This window comes from Achromobacter sp. GbtcB20 (assembly GCF_019091095.1).
Classification (GTDB): Bacteria; Pseudomonadota; Gammaproteobacteria; order Burkholderiales; family Burkholderiaceae_B; genus Achromobacter; species Achromobacter mucicolens.
Map to the genome: position 1 here is coordinate 146,120 of NZ_JAGXJZ010000005.1, position 19,405 is coordinate 165,524.

Genomic DNA, 19,405 nt, shown 5'->3' on the forward strand with positions numbered 1-19,405 from the left:
GAAATTCCAGGCCTATCGAAGCCCGGGCATGATGAACATTGTATACCGTCTACTCTTTTGGGCTGCTAGGGCAATCCCGAAGTCGCACCCTTAATCAGGGACAGTTTCATGCATATCAAGCACTTGTGCTGATCGAGGCCAACTGGACCCCGAGGCACGAACGCCGTACAATGAATACAATTTCAACGCAATACGGAAATACCATGAATACCCGCCATCCCCTGGGAGACGCCCCGATCGGCCAGCAGCTGCTCACCCATTACGCCCGCCGCGATGCCGTGCGCCACGCGACGCCGCTGTTTCCTTCTTCCTGGTCGGAATTGCTGGCACCGTTCCGCAATGCCCGCCTGCAACCGCTGCGCGCAGCCGCGCCCGCCGTGCGCGCGCAACGCGACGACACGGTCTGCCAAGCCGGTTAAGAATCAGGTCGTGCCCGTGGGGCCGGCGTCCAGCCGGCCCCGCCCCGTTCAGCGTCTTGCGCGCAGGCTGGCCTGCATCCGGGCATTTTGCAGCGCGGCGCGCCGCTCCCGTCGCGCAAGGCCGCCGGCAAGCGCCAGCACCACCACAAAGCCCACGGTATAGGCCAGCACGTCCCACCAGTCCGGCACACTGCCGAACACGACGCGCAGCACGGGCTGCTCGATGCGCCATCCGAATTGGGGGCCCAGGTACTGCGCGAACTCCACCGCATACCCGGTGAACAGCGCCGCCAGGGCCAGCGGCAACACGCGCGCGCGGATAAAGCTGCGGTACAGCAGGTAGGCCCAGCCCACCGCCACCACGTCGCCCACGAAACCCCGCAGGAAGGGATAGGGCGCGCCGAAAGTGGCGATCAGCGCCAGCACGGCGGTCACGGCAAGCAGGGCGGCGAACGCGCGCCCATTGAAAGTCAGGGTCATTGAATCAGCAAACGTAAAGAGTGAAACAGGGGCAGCCGGGAGGTTACCGGAAACGGGCATGCCACCTCCCCCGAGGCATGGCTTGGGCGTACCATGGAGCGCCCCCCATTCACGATGACGCGCGAGGCTCGATCATGCTGACTTCTTTGTGGCGCAATTGGCGGGCTTCGCGGGGCGGGGCGCAGCTCGACGTCATCCTGGCCAATGCCGATCCGCAGTCGCCGCTGGCCGAGCGCAATCTGTGGCTCATCGACCTGGGCCGCTGGCTGAACCGGCCGGGCGGCGCACCAGCGCGGCAGGATGGGGGGGATCCCCGCCACGCGCGGCTGCGCTACCTGCTGCAGGTGCTGGAAAACAATCCCGCCGTGGCCGCGCGCACGGCAGCCACGTTGCGGTCGGTGCTGGTGGACAACGATCCCACCACACTGCTGTGTGACACGGGCGTCGCATCGCAGCCGGGCTTCTGGGGCGAATTGTGGCGCCGCATCGTGGACTGGATGCTGCCCCCGCCCGCCAACCGCGGCGACATGGACGGGTTGTTCACCCTGCTGTTTCGCCGCGCCGGCGACGCGCAATGGATCGAGTCGCTGGACGACGCGACACTGGCCCGCGTGCGCGCGCTGATGCACCGGGACGAAGACGCCCCTGCGCACGACTCGGACGCGCCCGCCGCCCCTACGCCCGACGCGCTTGCCCGGCGCCTGACGCATGCACTGACCAGCAGCATGCAGGTGCTCATCAGCCAGGTCCGCGCGGCCGGTCTCAGCCAGGACATCCGCTCGCGCCTGCCGGGCCGCGTGGAAGACACCCCGTTCTTTGCGCTGTCGGATGCGGCCGCCGATCTTTTTGCCAGCACGCCGGACACGCCGCGCGAGGCCGTGGGCCAGCGCCTCAATGTGCTGCGCGCGCTGCTGGACGAATGCCGCGCGGCGGGAGATGCGGTCTACGAAGAACTCAAGCGCAATGGCGTGGCGGTGGACGTGGTCTACCAGATCGAGTGCATGAAGCTGCGCCTGGCGCGTATCGAGCTGCTGCTGAGCGTCTGGATCGACCCCACGCAGCGCCATCGCTACGTGCACCTGATGGCCGAGCTGATCCGTTGCACGCTGGCGCGCAGCAGCATCCGCCATCTGGCGGCCTCATCACTCGCCCAGCTGGCGCGCCGCGTGATGGACCGCAGCGCGGAAACCGGCGAACACTACATCGCCCGCGACACGCTGGAATACATGGACATGCTCAAGGCCGCCATGGGCGGCGGCTTTGTCGTCGCGTTCACCGTCTACGTCAAGTTCATCATCACGTCGGCGCATCTGGAGAAGTGGCTGGAAGGCCTGTTGAACGCGTTGAACTACGCGGGCAGCTTTCTGGTGATCCAGTTCGCGCATTTCACGCTGGCCACCAAACAGCCGGCCATGACGGGACCGGCGCTGGCTCGCCGGCTGGATGCGGCCTACACGCCCGACGGCCGCGATGCCTTCGTCGACGACACGCTGGCGATGGTGCGTTCGAACGCGGCCGCGATTGCGGGCAACCTGGCCGTGGTGTTTCCGCTGGCCTGGGCAATCCAATGGCTGGCCATGCGGATGCTGGAACAGCCGCTCATCGACGCCGACAAGGCGCAAGACACGCTGCAGTCTCTGTCTTTCTGGGGACCGACGCCCCTTTACGCCGCGGTGACCGGCGCGCTGATCTGGCTGTCCAGCCTGATCGCCGGCTGGGCCGACAACTGGTTTGCGCTGCACCGCGTGCACGACGTGATGGCGTATGGCCGCCGCACCCGGCAGTTGCTTGGCGCGCGGGGCGCGGTGCGCTGGGCCGGCTTCTGGCAGCGCAACGTGTCCCTGATCGCCGCCAACGTCTCGCTGGGGCTGATGCTGGGCCTGCTGCCAGTCTTCGTCAGTGCGCTGGGATCGACACTGGAGGTGCGCCACGTGTCGCTCAGCGCCGGCCAGATCGCCGCCGCGCTCGCCACGCTGGGCTGGGATGTGGTGCACACGCAGGTGTTCTGGATGGCCGTGGCCGGCACGGTGGCGACCGGCGCCCTGAACGTCATCGTCAGCTTTGCGCTGGCCTTCAACGTGGCGATGGCCTCGCGCGACATGCGCCGCGACGATCGCACCTCCCTCACGGCCGGCGTGCGACGCCGCATCCTGCGGCGGCCCGCGGCGCTGTTCTGGCCGGTCAAGCCGCGCCCGGCGCCGGTGGAGTCCTGACGGCGGCGCGGCGGTTATGCCGCCCGGTCAGAACGCACCCCGCATTAGAATCTGTCCCTACGACTCCAGGCGCTCCGCCCGGACGCCCTCGCAGCGCAGCCCATCCATGCTCTCGTTCTCCCGCAGCACCGTCTATCCGGCCGGCGTCGGCCTGCCCGCCGCCGAACGCCTGGGCGCCCTCGTGGCCGTCATGCTGGCGGTCTGCATAGCCAGCCTGGACACGGCCATCGCCAATACCGCGTTGCCCACCATCGCGCGAGACCTGCAGGCCAGCGAGGCGGGTTCCATCTGGGTCATCAGCGGCTACCAGCTAGCGATGGTGGCCGGCCTGCTGCCGGCGGCCGCGCTGGGCGAGATCCTGGGGCACCGGCGCGTCTACATCGTCGGCCTCGCGGTCTTCACGCTGGCCTCTTTGGCAAGCGGCCTGGCGCCATCGCTGCCCGTGCTGGTGGCCACCCGCATCCTGCAAGGCCTGGGCGCGGCGGGGGTGATGAGCGTGAACGGCGCGCTGCTGCGCTTTATCTACCCCTCGCACATGCTGGGCCGCGGTCTGGGCCTGAACGCCATGGTCGTCGGCCTGTCGTTTGCGGGCGGGCCGACCGTGGCGTCGGCCATCCTGATGCTCGGCTCGTGGCACTGGCTGTTCCTGGTCAATTTCCCCATCGGCATCCTGGCCGGTGCGCTGGCCCTGCGCGGGCTGCCGGACACCACGCGATCCAATCACGGGTTCGACGGCATGGCCGCGGTGCTGTGCGCCATGACGCTGGGCCTGCTTATCCTGGCGACGAACGAACTTGCCCACGGCGCGCCGTGGCCGCGCGTGGCGTTGGAAGGCGCAGTGGCGGCGGCCAGCCTGTGGCTGCTGATGCGGCGTCAGGCCGGCCATCCCGCGCCCATCCTGGCCGTGGACCTGCTGCGCCGTCCCCTTTTTGCCCTGTCCGCCGCCACGGCCGTGTGCGCGTTCGCCGCGCAGGCGCTGGCCTTCGTGTCGTTGCCGTTCCTGTTCCAGACGGTGCTGGGCTACAGCCAGGTCCAGACCGGCTTTCTGATCACGCCGTGGCCCGTGGTGGTGGCTTTCATGGCGCCCATCGCAGGCCGGCTTTCGGATAGCTACCCGGCCGGCATGCTGGGTGGCGTGGGACTGGCGATGCTGGCGCTGGGCATGGCGTTGCTGGCGCTGATGCCGGCCGACCCGTCCGTGCTGGACATCTCGTGGCGCATGGCGATCTGCGGCGCGGGCTTTGGCTTTTTCCAGTCGCCCAACCTGCGGGCCATCATGACCTCCGCACCCGCGTCGCGCGCCGGCGGCGCCAGCGGCATGATCGGAACCGTCCGCCTGCTGGGCCAGGCGTCCGGCGCGGCGATGGTGGCCGCGTGTTTCAACGTGTCGACCACGCACGGCGCCATCGCGGCGCTGTGGCTGGGCGCCCTGTGCGCCGGGCTCGCCTGCATCGCCAGCTTTGCCCGGCTGCGGTTCGACGCAAGCGAACCGGCGCAGACGCCCGCTTCCCGCTGACGGAGCCACGCGGGCCGGCCGGGCCCGCGCCTGCTTCCAACCGCAACACTGTTGCCGTTCGTGTCGATATATTCGCCCATCGCGTCGACATATTCGTAAGATGTGCAACATCCGGCTAAATAAGGCCCTGGCGACGTCGTTGTCCTTAAGCAGGCTTGCTGCACCTTTGGGACGACGCGTATGACACAGCTTCTGAAAGACATCACCATCCGCCGCATGATCCTGGGCACCTTGCTCGTGATCAGCCTTTTCATCGCCGGCCTGTCGGCCATCAGCGTCCATGGTCTGCGCAGCGCCGGCGAAGCGCTTGCAGCCAGCAACGATCTTCTGCATGAGGTATCCGCGCTTTCCCGCGTCAACGACCAGATCATGCGCGCCCGGCTGCGGCTGTCGCGCCAGCTGGAGTACGTTGCGGGCGGCCAGAAGGACCTGGCGGCCGCGGAAGGCCGCAGCATCGACACGGCGCTGACCGAAGCAAAAAAACACCAGGCGCAGTTCATTGAACTGGCCCGTGGGGACGCCCCTGCCGCGCTGCTGGACGCGATGCGCTCGGGCTTTGACGCCCTGGTCAACGGCATTGACGTGCAACGCCAGCATCTGGACGCCGGCGCGGTGGACAAGGCGCGCGCGCAGGCGGCAGGACCGGTCGTTACCGCCAGCCGCAGCTTCGGCAAGGGCATGGAGGATTACGAGGCCTACGCCAAGGCGCGCGAAGTCCAGTTGTGGGCAGACGCCGACGCCAACCGCCGCGAGGCCTATATCGGCATGGGCGTGGTTCTTGGCATCTGTCTGCTGCTGCTGATCCTGGGAGACCGCTATGTCGTGCATTTCGTGAAGCGTCCGCTGGATTCGCTCAAGGGTCATTTCCAGCGCATCGCGGGCGGCGACCTGACCACGCCGATTCCGTCGTTCGGCAAGAACTGCGTGGGCCAGATCATTCCTTTCCTTCAGGACATGCAGGCAAGCCTGGTGCGCACCGTGCATGCCGTGCGCGATGGCGTGGTCGAGATCAACACGGGCTCCAGCGAAATCGCGGCCGGCAACCAGGACCTGTCCAGCCGCACCGAGCAGCAGGCGGCGTCGCTGGAGGAGACCGCGGCCAGCATGGAGCAGTTGCTGTCCACCGTGACCAGCAATGCCGAAAATGCCCGCATGGCCAACGAGATGGCCGCCACCGCCTCCGACGTGGTGCAGCGCGGCGGCGACGCCGTGCAGGCCGCGGTCAGCACGATGCGCAAGATCGCGCAGGATTCGAGCCGCATCGAGGACATCGTCGGCGTGATCGACGGCATTGCATTCCAGACCAACATCCTGGCCCTGAACGCGGCGGTGGAAGCGGCGCGAGCCGGCGAGGAAGGCAAGGGCTTTGCCGTGGTGGCTGCCGAGGTCCGGTCGCTGGCGCAGCGCAGCGCCGGCGCCGCCAAGGAGATCAAGCAACTGCTGGACGCCTCGGGCGCGACCGTGCAGGCCGGCTCGGCGCAGGTCGAGGCGGCGGGCCTGACGATGACGGAAATCCTGGAGACCATCGAACAGCTGACGATGCTGGTCAACGACATCGCCACCGCATCCAACGAGCAGGTGACGGGCATCGACCAGGTCAACACCGCCGTCACGCAGATGGACCAGGTGACGCAGCAGAACGCCGCGTTGGTCGAAGAAGCCGCGGCGGCCGCGTCGTCGCTGGAGACGCAGGCGCAGCGGTTGCAGGCGGCGGTCAGCACATTCCGCCTGCCCGCGCAGGGACAGGACGCCGTCCAAGCCCCGGCCCATTCCTACGCCCAGCCGGCGCTGTTGCCGGCGTAGTGTCCCGCCTGACCGCCGGCAGGCCCTGATCCCTCACATCGCAGGGAGACGGCGGCTGCGGCGGGCGGGGCCTCGCGAAGCCCGCGCGGAAAGCCTCAACGTCCGCCCGCGCGCGGCGACAGTTCGATCACGCAGGCGTCAAGGTCCGCCTGCGCGGTCAGGCAATACCGTGCCAGCCCCGCCTGCCCTTCGACGTGCAGGCAGTCATAGCGCGACGCCAGCCGGTGCTGGGCACCGTCCAGCTCGACCGCCATGACGCCGCCGGCATTCAGGATCAGCACGTTGCGCGCGCTGCTGTGAAAAACCCACGGATCCGCGCCCCGCACCCATTGCAGGCGGGCGTGCCACCGGTCGGGCGCATAGATCAGGTTGAAGTCGCGGATCGGGCCGTCCAGCAGGCGGCAGTCCACCTGCGCATCGCCCGAAAACGCATACGCCGTGCGCGGGCCCAGCGGCGCCTGGCGATTGCCGTCCACCGTCAGTTCGATGCCGCGCCCTTCCAGCACGGTGATGATGCGCTGGAAACCGCCAAAGGCGGAAAAGCCGCCGTCCTGCGCCACGTCGGCCAGCGACAGCCGCCAGTCGAACGACGCCGTATGGCCCCCGGGGTTGCAGGCGACCTCCTGGGTCGTGCCCCCGCCATTGCGCCACGGCATGCGGGGATGGTCCTCGGCCCGGTACAGCCGCACATCAGGGAAATTCATGGCCTTGGATAAGTCCTGTAGGGGTCCGGTGGAAACACGCGAAATGAATCACGCGAAATTATAGGTCGCACGCCCCCGCCGGCTGCCCGCCCGGCTGCGCGGGCCTGGACGCGCGCCGCCGGAATCCGTATACTCCCCCCCTGTATCGAATCGGAGCTTGCCGTGCCGCACTCCCCAGAAGAAAAGAAACGCGTTGTCACCCGCCTGCGCCGCATCCAGGGGCAGGCGTTAGCATTGGAACGCGCGGTGAACGAAGGCACGGAATGCGGCGCGCTGCTGCAGCAGCTGGCGGCGCTGCGCGGCGCCACGAACGGCCTGATGGCCGAAGTGCTGGAGAGTCATCTGCGGGAAACGTTCCTGCAGTCTGCTCAGGGAAGTCCAACGGACCCCAGGCCCGAGACCGAATCGCAGATCGATGACCTTATGCGCATCGTCCGTTCCTATCTGAAATAACCCCCTCTACGTGGAGCATCGTTATGAAATCACGCGCAGCAGTCGCATTCGGCCCCGGCAAGCCGCTGGAAATCGTTGAGATCGATGTCGCGCCCCCGCAGCGCGGCGAGGTGCTGGTCCAGATCACGCACACCGGCGTCTGCCATACCGACGCCTTCACGCTGAGCGGCGACGATCCCGAAGGCCTGTTCCCCGCCGTGCTGGGCCATGAAGGCGCGGGCGTGGTGGTGGAAGTGGGCGAAGGCGTGACCTCGCTGAAACCCGGCGACCACGTCATACCTCTCTACACGGCCGAATGCCGCGAATGCAAATTCTGCCTGTCGGGCAAGACCAACCTGTGCCAGAAAGTGCGCGCCACGCAGGGCAAGGGCGTCATGCCGGACGGCACCTCGCGCTTCAGCTACGAAGGCAAGCCGCTTTATCACTACATGGGCTGCTCGACGTTCAGCGAATACACCGTCGTCAATGAGATCTCGCTGGCCAAGATCAACCCGGCCGCGCCGCATGAAAAGGTCTGCCTGCTGGGCTGCGGCGTGACGACCGGCATCGGTGCGGTGCACAACACCGCCAAGGTCAAGGAAGGCGACACGGTCGCCGTGTTCGGACTGGGCGGCATCGGCCTGGCGGTCATCCAGGGCGCGGTCCAGGCCAAGGCCGGCCGCATCATCGCGGTGGACACCAACCCGAACAAGTTCGTGCTGGCCAGCGCCATGGGCGCCACCGACTGCATCAACCCCAAGGACTACGACAAGCCCATCCAGGAAGTCATCGTCGAACTGACCGACGGCGGCGTGGACTTCTCGTTCGAGTGCATCGGCAACGTGCACGTGATGCGCGCCGCGCTGGAATGCTGCCACAAGGGCTGGGGCGAAAGCATCATCATCGGCGTGGCCGGCGCGGGCCAGGAAATCAGCACCCGCCCGTTCCAGCTGGTGACGGGCCGCGTGTGGCGCGGTTCAGCGTTCGGCGGCGTCAAGGGCCGCACGCAACTGCCCGGCATGGTGGAAGACGCCATGAGCGGCAAGATCGATCTCGACCCGTTCGTCACCCACACGCTGCCCCTGGACCGGATCAACGAAGCGTTCGATCTGATGCACGAAGGAAAGTCGATCCGGACGGTGATCCACTACTGACGTAGGCGTTCTCGCGGTAGACGCGTTCGGTATTGCCGACGAAGGTCGCCAGCGAGAACTCCTTGAGCGCCGTGCTGCGCGCATCCACGCCCATGGCGTGCAGCACGCCGCGGTTGGCCATGATGTCCGACAGCGTCCGGGCCACCGATTCCGGGGCCCCGGGCGGCACCACCCAGCCGTTGCGGCCCTCGGTCACGTTCTCAGGCAGTCCGCCCACGCGGGTCACGATGACCGGCTTGCCCGCGGCCATCATCTCGCGGCAGGCGAACGAAATCGTCTCCAGCCGGGACGACAGCACAAAGCCCACGTCCAGCGCCGCCAGCACCGGCTCCACATTGTCGAGCAACCCGGTGAAGACCACCTGATCCTGCATGCCCAACGCGGCCACCTGACCGAGCAGGTCGTCGCCCGGCATCGCGCCGGCGATCAGGATGGCGACCTGCTCGCGCTGCGCGGCGGGCAGCAAGGACACGGCGGCCACCATGTCGATCCATCCCTTGTAGTCCGCGGTGCCGGCGTTGCTGCCGACGACCAGCCGGTTGCGCAAGGCGGGCGGCAGGAAGCGCGCGCGCGCCTCGGCCTTTTCGGTGCGGCAGGCGGGGCGGTACTTCGCGGTGTCCACCCCGTTATGCACCACGCGCAGGTCTTCATCGCGAAACACCGACTGCTTCATGCGCCGGAACGTGTGGCTGCACACGCAGATGACGCGATTGGTGGCCCACTTGGCGCGCAGGCGCACGCCCAGGCTGCTGGCGCTGCGGTCGGTGTGCTGCGTGTAGACGATGAAGGGGCGCTTTTTTCCCATCCCCAACGTCGCCAGCATGCACAAGCGGTGATCGGCCGAGCCATTGACGTGGATGACGTCGAACTGTTCCTGGCGCACCAGGCTGCGCAGGCGGCGCAGCGCGGACAGCTGTTCGGCCAGCGTGCCCTTGAATTCGAGATCGATAGTGCGCAGGCCCGGCAGGGCCTCGGCCTCGGCCAGCAGCCGGCTCTTGCGCGGCGCACCGACCATGACTTGCGATTTCTGGCACAGGATGCGCGCCAGCGACATGACGTAGGTCGTGTGCCCGCCGCCATCGCCCTGGTGGAAATTGGTATAGAGGATCTTCATGATTCGGGTCTCGTCGGCGGTTGCGTGGCGGGGTCGAGCAGACAGCTCCAATGCCGCTTTTCAAAGATGTCGTCGCCCAGCCGGCTGAGCAGCGACAGGTTGTAGACCTGGATGCCGCGCGCGCGCAGCAGCTTGCCGGCCTGCCGGAACGCCGGCTCGATGTGGCCGGCAAACTGGCGGTCCAGCGCGGTGGGCAGTTGTGCGCCGGCTTGTTCGTAGAAGCGCGGGCCTGCGGTGGCCGTCAGGTCCAGCCCATGCAGAAACACCGTCCGGGCGCCCAGCCACGCCAGCAATTGCAGGGACGTGTAGGCCACCGTGCCGCCGCCGAACAGGCCGCGTGCCGCGTTCAGGCTGAAGCCATGGGCGTGCATCGGATGATGCGCATCGAACAGCACCAGTTCCGGGTCGCCGGCCAACTGCGCCTGCAGCGCCTGCGGCTCGGCGCGCGGCTGCTGGGCGCGCTGATGCACTTCCTCGAAAAGCGCGATGCGGCAGCGAACAGCCCGATGGTCGAACAGCAATGCGATCCAGCGGTACACCTCCGGCGTCACGAAAAGCACCAGATCCTGGTCCAGCACCTGCGCCACGAGGTCGCGGCGCTTCTTGACGAATCCAGCGTCCAGCATGGCGTAGTAATCAAAACGCAGCGCGGGATGCCGGGCGCGCAAGGCGATCGAGCCGTTCACGCCCATCACGGTGCGCATGCGGCATTGCGCGTAATCGATCTGCGCGACCGATGGGCCGCTGAGAATCAGATGGGCATCGCCGCCGAGGCCGCGTGGCAATTGGTCCAGTGAAACGGTTGCCGGCCCGCGCACCCCATGCAGGTTGCAGCCGGTCAGGCGGTCGGGGCCATCGCGCCGCACCGTGACAAACGGCCAGAGCGTCTCGTTGTGGCGATGCGCCTTGGACCGCGTGACGCGATACAGGTAGCGCAGACCCTTGGTGAGGGGACGAGAGCGCAGCAAGCGGGGAACGAGCGCAAGACGGGGCATGTGGATTGCGCGGGTACCGCGGCGTAGCCTGACAACGGCCTGATTCTACGAAGCGCACCGCCCAAAATCGCGAGGGGATTATGTGAGATGTAACCCTTTGAAGAGGCGAACAATCCGCCCCCGAATTTGCGTGATCCTTCGGGGACCGGTCCCTGTCTTTCATCATATGGAAAACCACCCGTCCCTCCGTGAGGACACGCTGGCGCACACGTCGCGCGGCGTCCTGCCAGCGGCGTCCCCCAGACGGACGAGGCGTATTCACCCGATTACGTTTTGCGCCAAAGAAGTCATCCTCTGATATCGTTCCGGCATCTTCCCTTGCCCGCCACGCCCCCTTTGATGAGCGCCATCCGCCCCGACCACCCCGACCTGCAAGACGCCATCGCCGATGCGATCAGCACCGCCACGCGCGGCGCCGGGCGCGTCAACATCCTGGTCGCCGGCAAGACGGGCGTCGGCAAGAGCACACTGATCAACGCCGTGTTCCGCGGCGATCTGGCCAGGACGGGCGCGGGCAAGCCGGTCACCCAGACTATTCAGGAATTCACCCGGCCGGGGCATCCGCTCACCATCATCGATACCCGCGGCCTGGAAGTCGCCGACTACGCGCGCTCGCGCGAACAGCTTGCCGAACTGATCGAAGAGCGGTCGGCGTCGGACGACCAGGACCGGCACCTGCACGTGGCCTGGCTCTGCATCCAGGACAGCAGCCACCGCGTCGAGGACGCGGAAATCGAACTGTGCGACATGCTGGACAAGGCCGGCATCCCTGTCGTTGCCGTGCTGACCAAGGCGCGCAAGAACAGTCCCTTCCTGGAAGAGGCACGCAAGCTGCTGCCGCGCGCCCGGCAGGTTGTGGCGGTGCGCGCGTTGCCCGAATGGATCGAGGAGCTGGACGCCGAATTGCCGCCCATGGGGCTGGACCGGCTGATCGAGGTGACGGCCGAGCACGTGCCCGAGGCCCAGCAGCGCGCCTATGCCAACGCGCTATCCACGCGCAACAAGAAGGCCCTGGAAGTAAAAAAAAAGCGGGCTGAGATCGAGGTGAACGTGGCTGCGGGCCTGGCCGCATCGGCCGCTGCCGCGCCCATTCCGTTCTCGGACGCCTTTGCGCTGGTGCCGATCCAGGTCGGCATGATCGCCAAGATCGGCATCACCTTCGGCATGGAACTGAACACCACCGCGATCACCACGCTGGTCACGTCCACGCTGGGCGCGTCGGCCGCCACGCTCATCGGGCGCTCGGTGGTGTCGGGCATGCTGAAGTTCATCCCGGGCGCAGGCAGCGCGGTGGGCGGCACCATCGCGGCCACCACGGCCGGCGCCATCACCAAGCTGCTGGGCAATGCCTACATCGCGGTGCTGCACGACTTCTGCCTGAAGAACCCCGGCAAGGACATCGACGTTCCGATGATCGCGCAGGCGCTCAAGCAACGCGTCAAATTCTGATCGCGCGGCGATGCAATGAAATGAGATTGAGCGCCACGATTCGATAGATTGTTCTTTTTGGTGACAGCGCGGTTAATACTGGCGCCCTCACGACGTAAATCTAGTCACCACTCCCATTCTTTCAGGGCAGATCCGCCCACGCGCGTTGCCGCAACGCGGCCCGTGTGCGCAAAGCCCGCCGCATCCCATGAACTTCGCCAATTCCGACGTCATGTACCGCCATCTGGTGCAAGGCGTCGTCGACTACGCCATCTACATGCTCAACCCGGATGGCACGGTCGCCAACTGGAACGCCGGCGCGCAACGCGCCAAGGGCTACACCGCCGACGAAATCGTCGGCCGGCATTTCTCCTGCTTCTATACCGAGGAAGACCGGGCGCGTGGCGTGCCGCAGCGCGGCCTGGCCACGGCGCGGGAATCCGGCAAGTTCGAAGCCGAGGGCTGGCGCGTGCGCAAGGACGGCACGCTGTTCTGGGCGCACGTCGTCATCGACGCCATCCATGACGATACGGGCACGCTGATCGGCTTTGCCAAGGTCACGCGCGACAACACCGAGCGGCGCGAACGCGAACAGCAGCTGCTCAAAGCCAAGCAACTGGCCGAGCACTACAACAGCGAGCTCACGTCCATGTCGACCTTCTTGCAGGCGGTGGTGTCGCACATCCCCTCCTGCGTGCTGGTGCTGGATGCGGTGTCGCGCCAGTTCCTGCTGGCGAACCGGCAGGCCGAAGAGACCTTTGGCGGCACCCCTGGCGGCCTGAAAGGCAAGACCGCGCAGCAATGCCTGCCCGAGCTGGTGTGCGCGTTCTTCGACCGCCTGACCAACGACGCGCTGCGTTCGGACGGCGCCATGCGCGAAGAGGAAGAGGAACTGGCCACGGCGCGCGGGCCGCGCACGTTGCACACCAAGACCCTGGCCTTTCACAGCACGGACCCGCGTTCCCGCTACGTCCTGCTCATCGCGGACGACGTCACCGACGAGAACGCCGCCCACGCGCAGGTGCGCTACATGGCGCACCACGACACGCTGACGGGCATGCCCAACCGCCGGCTGTTCCGCGACCGGCTGCTGAGCGCGCTGGGGTCGAGCCGCGACCGGTCGACCGCCGTGCTGTGCCTGGACCTGGACAATTTCAAGAGCGTGAACGACACGCTGGGCCATCAATCCGGCGACGAACTGCTGCGGCTGCTGGCCAAGCGCCTGCCCCGGCACCTGCGCGAACAGGACACGCTGGCGCGCCTGGGCGGCGACGAATTCGCCATCGTGCTGCCCAACATCGCGGAACAGGACGACGTGCGCAAGCTGGCCGAGCGCCTGATCGAGGCCGTGCGCCAACCCTTCGAGATCGCCGGCCACACGGTCCCCGTCAGCGTGAGCATCGGCATCGCGATCTCGGAGTCGCAGTCGCTGTCGGCCGACCACCTGCTGCGCTACGCGGACATGGCGCTGTACGAGGCCAAGCGCAATGGCCGCAACTGCCTTGCGTTCTTCGAGCCCGACATGGAAGCGGCCGCGCTGCGGCGCCACGAGGTCGAGATGGACCTGCGCCAGGCGATCATCTCGCAACAGCTGCAGTTGTATTACCAGCCCATCATGGACGTGAGCCACGTGCGCATCGTGGGCCGCGAGGCGCTGATGCGCTGGCAGCACCCGAAAAAGGGCCTCATCATGCCGCAGGACTTCATTCCCATCGCGGAAGAAACCGGGCTCATCCACGAACTGGGCGCGTTCACGTTGCACGAGGCGTGTCTGGAGGCCACGCGCTGGGACGACCACGAAACCGTGGCGGTCAATTTGTCTGCCAGCCAGTTCACCAACGGCGCGCTGGTGTCGCTGGTGGAATCGGCGCTCGCCAAATCCGGCTTGCCCGCCCGCCGCCTGGAACTGGAGATCACCGAATCGGTGCTGCTCACCAATTCCTCCGGCAACCTGGATACGTTGCACCGCCTGAAGGAACTGGGCGTCAAGGTGGCGCTGGACGACTTCGGAACCGGTTATTCGTCGCTGGGCTACCTGCGCAGCTTCGAGTTCGACAAGATCAAGATCGACAAATCGTTCACGCAGGATGTCGAATCCAGCCGCGAAGCGCTGGCCATCATCCGCGCCATCAATGGCATCGGCCGCAGCCTGGACATCCCCACGACGGCCGAGGGTGTGGAAACACCGGAGCAGTTGCAACGGCTGACGGCGGAAGGCTGCTCGCACTTTCAGGGATATCTGCTGGGCCGTCCCGTGTCGCACGGCGACACGCACACCGGCCCGGCACAGACCTATACTTCCTAGACACCGGCCGCGATGCGACGCGCCATCGCGCCGGCGCAGTGCGCCTGGCGCGTCTGCTGTTCCAACACGCAGCCCCTTTGCGGGACATGCGAGAAGGAGAGCCTCATGACACGCAAGTACATCGATTGCCGCGAGTATCCGAGCGAGATGAACTGCTCGGTGGCCTTGTCCGCAGACTCGGACGAGGAACTGCTCGAAGCCGCGGTGCAGCACGCCACCACGGTGCACAAGCACGCTGACTCGCCTGAACTGCGCACGCAGCTCAAGTCTCTTTTCCACCACGGCACGCCGCCTGTCGAAGCGCCCCGCCGGGGCTGACGTCGCGGGCCGTTCGGGTCTTGCCGGCGGGCAGTCAGGCCTGCCGTCAAGGCCCGCCCTTCCCAGGCAGGCCCCGGCCCTTGGACCGGCGCGTTACCCCGCCTGACCGGCCTCGGCGACCCAGCACAGCGTGTTGACCAGCGCCATCTGCTCGGGCGTCTGGCATCGCACGGACAGCAGGGCGGGGCTGGCGACCAGGATCGCCAGCGACTTGGCCCGCGATACCGCCACATTCAGGCGGTTCCTGCTGAACAGGAATTCCATGTCGCGCGGCATGGTCTCGCCGCTGGAGGTGGCCATGGAAATGATCACCACCTGCGCCTCCTGGCCCTGGAACTTGTCCACGGTGCCCACCCGCGCGCCCTCGGGCAGCGCCTGCCGCAACGTATTGACCTGCACGTTGTACGGCGCCACCACCAGCACGTCGTCGGGCGTGATGGGCACCGCGCGGCCCGTCTTGTCCAGATAGCGCTGGCGCATCAGGCTGCCATACAGCGCGGCGACTTCGCGCGCTTCCTCGTCGCTGGACTGCGCATTGCCCTCGTGCACGACCGGCACGTACCGGATGCCGCTGGCGGCCAGTGCGTCCGCAGCGTCCGCGCCCAGCACCAGGCCCTGCCCGGCCGCCGATTCCGCGGCGCGCAGCCGGCCGTCGTAGATGGCGTCCGAAATGAAACCGCAGATCGCCGGGTGCATGCGGTACGAGGTGTCCAGGAAGATGCCGCGATCGGCCGCGATGGTGGCATGTCCGTTCAGCAGATATTCCAGCGTGGATTCGCCCGAGCGGCCGGGATGCGTGCCCTTGGTCGGCTGGCCCAGCTGCATCTGGTCGCCCAGCAGCACGATGTTGCGCGCGCATTGGCCCAGCGCCACCAGGTTCGCCAGACTGACCTGGCCTGCCTCGTCCACGAACAGGTAATCGAACTGCTGCTGAAAATCGGCCCGGCTAAAGAGCCACGCCGTGCCTGCCACCAGTTGATGGCGCGACAGGTCGATCTTGTCGTTGGCAAAGACGTCTTCGATGAATTCGCCGTTGAAACAGGAATCGTCGCCTTCCTTTCCCGACTTCTTCGCGCCCGTGAACGCCAGCCCCGCCTCGCGCGCCGCCTTTTCCAGGCCGGCGAGCAGGTTGTTGATGGCATGGTGGCTGTTGGACGTGACAGCGATGCGCTTGCCCTGGCGCAGCAGGTGTACCAGCACGCGCGACCCGGTGTAGGTCTTGCCCGCCCCCGGCGGCCCCTGCAGGAACAGCGTGGTCTCGTCCATGCGGCCGACGATGTCCACGACCTGGTCAACCAGGTTCGTGCCCGGATCGGCCAGCGGGGCGCCGGGCGCCACGCCGGCGATGCGCGGCGGTTCATGCCGCAGCAGCGCGTCCACCGCCCGGAACGGCGTGCTGGCGCCATCGGCCGACGCCAGCAGCGCATCGCCGTAGCGGAACATGGCATTGGCCAGTTCGTCGATGCTGACCGGCCTGCCCGGCCCGAGCGACAGGCGCTGCGGCGGCGCGGCCTTGCGCGACAGGGTGAAGGTGGCCACGCCGGCCCCCATGTCGACCGTCAGCCGGCTGATGGCCGGTCCGCCGCGCACGTCCGTACAGGACGATCCGGTGCGCAGCTTGGTCTGCTGCGCCGGGAAGCGGTAGGTGTAACGCAGCGATTGCGCCACAGGCTCGGGGGCCACGCTGTCGTCACGCACCAGCCCGCCCAGGCATTCGTTGTCTTCCACCAGCTCGGCCTCCGTCGCCTGCATGCGGGCGAACATCGCCCACCACTCGGGCTTCTGCTCGCGGCGGTGAAAGTCCAGCAACTGGTAGACCAGCGCGCGGTAGCGGTCGCGGCCGGACCAGTCCGCTTCGTCGGCCGGCAAGGGCCCGAGCAGCGCGGCGCGATACGGATCCAGACGCAGTTCGGCCTGAGTCTTTTCGCCGACCTGGAACCTGGCGGCATCGATCGCTTCCTGCGCATCGCGGCGGTTCGCCCAGGGCATGCCGTCAGGGCGCAGCGCGCACAGCCAGTCGCGCAGCTTGTACGTGGACAGCACATCGTCGCGGTTGTAGTCCGCAATGTCCTGCAGCAATTGCGCCTCGCCCGTGCGCTTCCAGCGTTCGTAATAGACGATGCTGGCGCCGGCGTTGGTCACGCCGCCCTCGCGCTGCGGCAGGTAGAAGTGTTCGATATTCTTGATCGAATAGCCCGGCTCGGACACGCGCACGCCTTCGCGCACGACCTGGTACAGGTCCACCAGCTTGTTCATGCGCAGCAGGTTGTCGACTTCGGCCTCGCGGGTGGCGTGAACCGACATCAGCCGCTTGATTGCCGTCGCCTCGTAAGGCGCGTAGTGGTAGATGTGCGCCTCGGGATGGCGGTGCAGGCGCGCCACCACGAAGTCGATGAAGGCTTCGAACGCCTGCTTTTCTTCGCTGCGGTTGTGCGCCCAGAACGGCACGAAGCGCTCCTGCCCGTCGTCGATGACGTACAGGCCAAACAGATATTCCAGCCCGCCTTCCTCGAGCGGATCGCCTTCCATGTCGAAGAACATGTCTCCCGGGTCCGGCTGCGGCATGCGTTCGAAACCGCGCGGCGCGGCATCGTCCGGGTCCTTGGCGATGCGGTCCCAGTGACGCCCCCCGTCGGTCCGGGCGCGCAACTGCAGCGCCGCCTGCGCCCGCAGCTTGTGCAGGATGGCGGGCTCCATGCGCGTCACGGCGGCGTCCGGCGCCAGCCTGCCCAGCTGCGCCAGCGTGCGGATGCCCTGGGCGTTCAGCTTGCGGATCTGCTGCCGCGTGATGTTGGCGACCAGCGACAGATGATCGTCTTGCACGCGGCGCGCCTTGCACAGCGGGTCCCACCGGCACTGGGCGCATTTCTCGCAAGGGTCGGGATAGGTGGCCGCATCGCCGCGCTTGTCCACGTGCGCCTCGAAACGGCGCATGACCTGGCGAAAATAATGCGCGTAGTCGGCCACGCGCAGGGATACCTCGCGGCCGCTGCCCAGCACCACGTGCATGTACAGCGGCGCCGCGCCCTGCTCCAGGCCCAGCAGCCACGAATAGAACGAGAGCTGAATGGCGAATTTGGCGCGCGCCGAACGCGCCAGCTTGGTGTCGCTGGCCTCGTAGCTGTAGGCGCCCAGCCGCGACGGGCGCGCGGTCTTGAGCAAGAAATCGGCATGGCCGATATACCGGTCGTGACGAAACGCCGCCTGGTAGATCATGTCGGCGCCGTCCGCCATCGCCTCGCGCGTGCGGGCCAGACGCGCGGCCAGTCCGTCGCCCGCCTCGCTCACATCGACGATCCGCCGTCCGCTGGCGCGCAGGCGTTCCAGATACGCGCGTTCGTGGTCCAACCCTTTTTGCTGGATCAGTTCGAGCTGTTCGTCCTCTTCTGCTTGCGGCAACGGGTCGTCCAGATTGATCAGATCCAGCGTGGTGAGGTGCTCGCATTCCAGAAACGCCACCAGGTCGGAAGCGGAAAACAAAAGGCGGTCGCCGTTTTTTTGCATGGTGCGGGAAGGAGCCGGTGCGATGGCGGGGGCCAAGAATAGCAAATGAAGCTGCGGCCATTATGCAGCCGGATAATCAAGTAATCGGCTGAAATACCGTCCCGAGTGATTCAACCCCTTTTTGTCCAAATACGCTCTCATAATCCGTTGTGTTTCAGAGAATGGAAGCGACATGCCTGGTTTGTTCGATACGATTATCTTCAGCCTTGATCGCACGGTATTTGACGGGCGGCTCGCATGAAACTTCGCACACTCGATATTCCCGATTCGCTCGTGCAACGGCTGCGCGACGCGCGCCTTGTCGTCGTGCTGACGGGATCGGGCCTGAACCCCGCCAGCCGTCTGCCGCAAAGCCGGGATGGCATGCGCGGGCTGTGGGCCCGCTACGACGCCGCGGCGCTCGCCACCGACGAGGGATTCCGCAAGGATCCGGCGCTGGTGTGGGCCTGGCACGAGGAACGGCGGCGCCGGGCGCTCGCCGCCACGCCCAACGCGGCGCACCGCGCGATTGCCGCGCTGGCCGAACGCTTGCCCGGCACATTCGTGGTGACGCAGAACGGCGACACGTTGCACGAACGCGCGGGCAGCCCGCGCATCCTGCACCTGCAAGGCCGGTTCGACCAGCCGCGATGTTCGGCCTGCGCCATGCCACATACGCTGACGGCGCCGCCGGATGCGCCCGCGCGGCATGGCCCGTATCCCCCCGCGCCCGCCTGCCGCATCTGCGGCGGCCTGGTGCGCCCGGGCCGGCTGTGGCACGGCGAGGCCCCCGCGCCCGCGGTGTGGCGGGTGGCCAAGGGACTGGCGGCCAACGCCGATCTGGTCCTGACGGCTGGCACGTCATGCCAGACGTCCGCGGCGGCCGAACTCTGCTACGAGGCGATGGGATACGGCGCGCAGCTTGTGCAGGTCAATCCCAACCCCACGATGCTCGATCGCGTGGCCAGCCACAGCATCAGGGGTCCGGCCGAAAAGGTGCTGCCGCTGCTGCTGGCGCGCGCGTGGCCCGGATGATGCGGG

At 67.1% G+C, this 19,405-nt stretch carries 15 protein-coding genes; 10 read left to right on the top strand and 5 right to left on the bottom strand.

Annotated features, from left to right (window positions below):
- Positions 1-203 precede the first annotated feature (203 nt).
- Complete coding sequence (locus KVT32_RS09770; protein ID WP_063953026.1) at positions 204-419, top strand: hypothetical protein; 216 nt, start codon at positions 204-206, stop codon at positions 417-419.
- Positions 420-467: 48 nt separating this feature from the next.
- Here the strand turns inward: KVT32_RS09770 and KVT32_RS09775 are convergent, their stop codons facing one another.
- The gene (locus KVT32_RS09775) at positions 468-899 is read right to left on the bottom strand and encodes a DUF2809 domain-containing protein (RefSeq protein ID WP_152383205.1); all 432 of its coding nucleotides are present in this window, start codon (positions 897-899) and stop codon (positions 468-470) included.
- Positions 900-1,033: 134 nt separating this feature from the next.
- Here KVT32_RS09775 and KVT32_RS09780 point away from each other — a divergent pair, with 134 nt between their 5' ends.
- The 3 genes from KVT32_RS09780 (at position 1,034) to KVT32_RS09790 (ending at position 6,431) form a co-directional block, all read left to right on the top strand.
- Positions 1,034-3,112 carry a site-specific recombinase gene (locus KVT32_RS09780; protein WP_217618108.1) on the top strand — a complete coding sequence of 693 codons (2,079 nt, stop codon included), beginning with the start codon at positions 1,034-1,036 and terminating at the stop codon, positions 3,110-3,112.
- Positions 3,113-3,218: 106 nt separating this feature from the next.
- Positions 3,219-4,628: an MFS transporter gene (locus KVT32_RS09785; protein WP_152383203.1), complete on the top strand. Its 1,410-nt coding sequence runs from the start codon at positions 3,219-3,221 to the stop codon at positions 4,626-4,628.
- 180 nt (positions 4,629-4,808) lie between these two features.
- Positions 4,809-6,431 (top strand): methyl-accepting chemotaxis protein, encoded by a 1,623-nt coding sequence (locus KVT32_RS09790; protein WP_152383202.1) that lies wholly within the window; start codon positions 4,809-4,811, stop codon positions 6,429-6,431.
- A 95-nt stretch (positions 6,432-6,526) separates the two neighbouring features.
- On the opposite strand, the gene KVT32_RS09795 is transcribed toward KVT32_RS09790, so the two are convergent.
- Entirely contained in the window at positions 6,527-7,135 is a 609-nt protein-coding gene (locus KVT32_RS09795) for a HutD family protein (protein WP_152383201.1), read from the bottom strand.
- 162 nt (positions 7,136-7,297) lie between these two features.
- Here KVT32_RS09795 and KVT32_RS09800 point away from each other — a divergent pair, with 162 nt between their 5' ends.
- Positions 7,298-7,588: a metal-sensing transcriptional repressor gene (locus KVT32_RS09800; RefSeq protein ID WP_056319375.1), complete on the top strand. Its 291-nt coding sequence runs from the start codon at positions 7,298-7,300 to the stop codon at positions 7,586-7,588.
- Between the two features lie 23 nt (positions 7,589-7,611).
- Positions 7,612-8,721 (top strand): S-(hydroxymethyl)glutathione dehydrogenase/class III alcohol dehydrogenase, encoded by a 1,110-nt coding sequence (locus KVT32_RS09805; protein WP_056319378.1) that lies wholly within the window; start codon positions 7,612-7,614, stop codon positions 8,719-8,721.
- Here KVT32_RS09805 and KVT32_RS09810 read toward each other — a convergent pair.
- Positions 8,660-9,835 (bottom strand): glycosyltransferase family 4 protein, encoded by a 1,176-nt coding sequence (locus tag KVT32_RS09810; RefSeq protein WP_217618109.1) that lies wholly within the window; start codon positions 9,833-9,835, stop codon positions 8,660-8,662. The two genes, KVT32_RS09805 and KVT32_RS09810, sit on opposite strands and share 62 nt — an antisense overlap.
- Positions 9,832-10,830 carry a hypothetical protein gene (locus KVT32_RS09815; RefSeq protein WP_152383199.1) on the bottom strand — a complete coding sequence of 333 codons (999 nt, stop codon included), beginning with the start codon at positions 10,828-10,830 and terminating at the stop codon, positions 9,832-9,834. The genes KVT32_RS09810 and KVT32_RS09815 overlap by 4 nt, the downstream gene beginning before the upstream one ends.
- 339 nt (positions 10,831-11,169) lie before the next feature.
- Here KVT32_RS09815 and KVT32_RS09820 point away from each other — a divergent pair, with 339 nt between their 5' ends.
- From KVT32_RS09820 to KVT32_RS09830, 3 genes are all read left to right on the top strand, one after another.
- Complete coding sequence (locus KVT32_RS09820; RefSeq protein ID WP_152383198.1) at positions 11,170-12,279, top strand: YcjF family protein; 1,110 nt, start codon at positions 11,170-11,172, stop codon at positions 12,277-12,279.
- Positions 12,280-12,466: 187 nt separating this feature from the next.
- Positions 12,467-14,563 (top strand): bifunctional diguanylate cyclase/phosphodiesterase, encoded by a 2,097-nt coding sequence (locus KVT32_RS09825; RefSeq protein ID WP_108696257.1) that lies wholly within the window; start codon positions 12,467-12,469, stop codon positions 14,561-14,563.
- A 105-nt stretch (positions 14,564-14,668) separates the two neighbouring features.
- Positions 14,669-14,881: a DUF1059 domain-containing protein gene (locus KVT32_RS09830; protein WP_056319388.1), complete on the top strand. Its 213-nt coding sequence runs from the start codon at positions 14,669-14,671 to the stop codon at positions 14,879-14,881.
- A gap of 93 nt (positions 14,882-14,974) precedes the next feature.
- On the opposite strand, the gene KVT32_RS09835 is transcribed toward KVT32_RS09830, so the two are convergent.
- A complete protein-coding gene (locus KVT32_RS09835) occupies positions 14,975-18,361 on the bottom strand; it encodes a TM0106 family RecB-like putative nuclease (protein ID WP_227741334.1) in 3,387 nt (1,128 codons plus the stop codon).
- A 261-nt stretch (positions 18,362-18,622) separates the two neighbouring features.
- Here KVT32_RS09835 and KVT32_RS09840 point away from each other — a divergent pair, with 261 nt between their 5' ends.
- Entirely contained in the window at positions 18,623-19,399 is a 777-nt protein-coding gene (locus tag KVT32_RS09840; RefSeq protein WP_108696259.1) for a Sir2 family NAD-dependent protein deacetylase, read from the top strand.
- Positions 19,400-19,405 lie beyond the last annotated feature (6 nt).

Bases quoted from the DNA above. Each gene is read 5' to 3' on its own strand.
- KVT32_RS09770 (WP_063953026.1), top strand. From the start codon at position 204: ATGAATACCCGCCATCCCCTGGGAGACGCCCCGATCGGCCAGCAGCTG.
- KVT32_RS09775 (WP_152383205.1), bottom strand. From the start codon at position 899: ATGACCCTGACTTTCAATGGGCGCGCGTTCGCCGCCCTGCTTGCCGTG.
- KVT32_RS09780 (WP_217618108.1), top strand. From the start codon at position 1,034: ATGCTGACTTCTTTGTGGCGCAATTGGCGGGCTTCGCGGGGCGGGGCG.
- KVT32_RS09785 (WP_152383203.1), top strand. From the start codon at position 3,219: ATGCTCTCGTTCTCCCGCAGCACCGTCTATCCGGCCGGCGTCGGCCTG.
- KVT32_RS09790 (WP_152383202.1), top strand. From the start codon at position 4,809: ATGACACAGCTTCTGAAAGACATCACCATCCGCCGCATGATCCTGGGC.
- KVT32_RS09795 (WP_152383201.1), bottom strand. From the start codon at position 7,135: ATGAATTTCCCTGATGTGCGGCTGTACCGGGCCGAGGACCATCCCCGC.
- KVT32_RS09805 (WP_056319378.1), top strand. From the start codon at position 7,612: ATGAAATCACGCGCAGCAGTCGCATTCGGCCCCGGCAAGCCGCTGGAA.
- KVT32_RS09810 (WP_217618109.1), bottom strand. From the start codon at position 9,835: ATGAAGATCCTCTATACCAATTTCCACCAGGGCGATGGCGGCGGGCAC.
- KVT32_RS09815 (WP_152383199.1), bottom strand. From the start codon at position 10,830: ATGCCCCGTCTTGCGCTCGTTCCCCGCTTGCTGCGCTCTCGTCCCCTC.
- KVT32_RS09820 (WP_152383198.1), top strand. From the start codon at position 11,170: ATGAGCGCCATCCGCCCCGACCACCCCGACCTGCAAGACGCCATCGCC.
- KVT32_RS09825 (WP_108696257.1), top strand. From the start codon at position 12,467: ATGAACTTCGCCAATTCCGACGTCATGTACCGCCATCTGGTGCAAGGC.
- KVT32_RS09830 (WP_056319388.1), top strand. From the start codon at position 14,669: ATGACACGCAAGTACATCGATTGCCGCGAGTATCCGAGCGAGATGAAC.
- KVT32_RS09840 (WP_108696259.1), top strand. From the start codon at position 18,623: ATGAAACTTCGCACACTCGATATTCCCGATTCGCTCGTGCAACGGCTG.